Source organism: Epilithonimonas hungarica, from assembly GCF_900102265.1.
GTDB classification, from domain to species: domain Bacteria; phylum Bacteroidota; class Bacteroidia; order Flavobacteriales; family Weeksellaceae; genus Epilithonimonas; species Epilithonimonas hungarica.
This window is the reverse complement of the sequence record NZ_FNBH01000009.1, coordinates 1-2,364: the sequence shown is the minus strand read 5'-3', so window position 1 is coordinate 2,364 and position 2,364 is coordinate 1. Positions and strand designations below refer to the sequence as shown.

Below are 2,364 nucleotides of genomic sequence, written 5' to 3'. Positions count from 1 at the left end.
ACCCACGTTTTTAAATTCAATTAATTATTATCTGATCTGATTTTCAACAACTTATCATTGAAAATCATTTCCATCACTAACTTTGAAACATGACCCAAACACTCTGTAAACGGTTTTCATTTCCGCTTTCTCAACAGCTAGCTCAGCTTCCAAAACACCTCTTGTCGCTCTTCCTTTACTTGCAACAATCGCAGCAGCACCCAAAGCTAAGGCTAGATATCTGTTCTTCGGTTTGGCCTCTGCAAGCATTATCCCAAAGATGTCGGATAGTCCATCCATCATGATCACACCACCGCCTTTTCTCCAAGAAGCTTGCGTCTCCTTTAGTATTTCATGGTTACTGAAGATCTTTGCAATCCTGGTCTTGGTGAAATCAACTCCCTGTATATCATTGGCATTACCTGTTATTGGCCCATCGCTAACAGTAGTAGTATAGATACTACCTCCAACGCCAGAATTACCTGAGGGTTTCCAGGAGTCAAGATTGTATATCTACCATCCGGGTTTAATCATAGAAAAATTTCAGACTGAAAATAATTGTAAAAAAAAGAGCGACACTAGACAATACGATTAGAATAGCCAAAATAAAAAACATTATTCTCTTCCATCGGGGAGTTATTTTATAACGAGCTTCTAATTCTTGCACAGACATAATTGTCATAATATGTTTCTTTATCAGTGGTCTTGTAACAAAAAACTCAAAAGGAATTGCTATTATCAAAATCAACCATAATTTTCTGAAGCCTAATAATACATATATATCTAATAAAAGTCCATAAATAATAAATGAAAGATTTGAAGTAGTCACATTAAGCAATGTCTCCTTCACATTTGCTCCTTTTAACTGCCCAATCTTCTGTCCGCAATAATTTATAAAAAGCCACTGCTTCATTATTGATGTAATCATTTAAAAAATTTTATACTATACAATATAAATCCAAAAATGAAATAACTTCCAAGAATTATTATTATTGAAAGAGAAAAGAACAATACTCTTTTCCATCGTGGAGTAACATTATAATTGGCATCTAATTTTTCAATCGAAATAATGGGCATTATTTGTTTTTTAATCCATTTTCTTAAGAAAAAAAATTCAAATAAAATTGCAATTACTAAATAAATAAAAATATTCTTAAATCCTAATAATATGTATATGTTTAATATAATACCATATATAATTATTGCTATATTACCTGTTGTAACGTTTAAAAGCGTTTCTTTTAAGTTTGCTCCCTTCAATTGTCCTATCTTTTGTCCACAGTAATTAATAAAAAGCCATTGCTCTAAAATTGATTTAATCATAAATATGAGTATTTACACTACCAAATTCTGCATCTAATTTATCCCCGATATCAAAGGTATAATCTAATACGCCATAAGCCAAAATAAATGGGGCTGCTCCTGGAATAAATATTCCTACTGCTAAAAGTCCCCCATTTAATAAACTGGATGTTTTTACATTTCCATCGTCAGCAATGTCCGCTCCTATAGCAATCATAGATAAAGCCGTACTTACTTTTCCTAATTTTCCTGCTACTTTTCCAGCCTTGCTCATAAATGCCTTGGTTCCCTGGAAGATTTTACCGGATTTAAACGGAGTCATCTTTGAGAGGTTATACGCTACGGCACGTTTCGTCACATTAGGCACTTTATTATATGTTTTAACTGCCATCTCAAGATAGCCCAAGTTCCCGTTATAATATTTATCTAAAAAGCCAGGAAAATCTATAGCCGGGTAATTAACTACCCCATCAAAAAAACTATCAGTATTGTATACAAATTCGTCAAAACCCCTCTGGAAGTCCCCTGCTTTAATATTTATGTTGTTTCCAATAAGGCCCTGTACATTGACATCCATCCCTGCATTATTATAACTTGCAGTTGTAGAGCTTGAACTATTTGTCCAGAAAGTATAATTACCTGTTCCTCCGCCCTGTAAAAAATTAACAAATGAGGTGAAATTTTCAGCTGAGAAAGTGTTTCCAAAACTTATGGAACTTGGACTACCGCTGGAGTCAAAACCACTAAAAGTAGTAACTTGATTATACTTTGTTGCATCCCATAAGCTCTGTAGCCAACCCGGCATATCCCTGCCATCTATATCATAGAACATTGCGGGATTATTGGTTACATACGCATAAGGAGAAAAAGAGTTATACTTTTCTGACAACTGGTCCATCCCGAACCATCTCCCAAGGTCAGGCATGTACTGCCTCCAGCCATAGTCATAAAAGCCCGTCTCCTGCAGTTCTTTCCGGTTGTACTTGTGGTTCAGGAACGACCCCATCGTATCAAAGGAAGAGTCCACGCCCTGCATGTTCATCCCAAAGGGATAGTAGTCGTTCCGGTCAAGAACATCTATGC

At 35.4% G+C, this 2,364-nt stretch carries 4 protein-coding genes; all 4 read right to left on the bottom strand.

The window, feature by feature from the left end; translation table 11 throughout:
- Positions 1-54: 54 nt before the first annotated feature.
- On the bottom strand, positions 55-288 hold the full coding sequence (locus BLT30_RS18030; RefSeq protein ID WP_139166725.1) for a hypothetical protein: 234 nt from the start codon (positions 286-288) through the stop codon (positions 55-57).
- A 217-nt stretch (positions 289-505) separates the two neighbouring features.
- Entirely contained in the window at positions 506-907 is a 402-nt protein-coding gene (locus BLT30_RS18025; RefSeq protein ID WP_089875242.1) for a hypothetical protein, read from the bottom strand.
- On the bottom strand, positions 904-1,302 hold the full coding sequence (locus tag BLT30_RS18020; protein ID WP_089875240.1) for a hypothetical protein: 399 nt from the start codon (positions 1,300-1,302) through the stop codon (positions 904-906). The genes BLT30_RS18025 and BLT30_RS18020 overlap by 4 nt, the downstream gene beginning before the upstream one ends.
- Positions 1,295-2,364, bottom strand: a 1,070-nt coding sequence (locus tag BLT30_RS18015) for an RHS repeat domain-containing protein (protein WP_317040545.1), incomplete at its 5' end; no start/stop codon positions are given. The genes BLT30_RS18015 and BLT30_RS18020, both read right to left, overlap by 8 nt.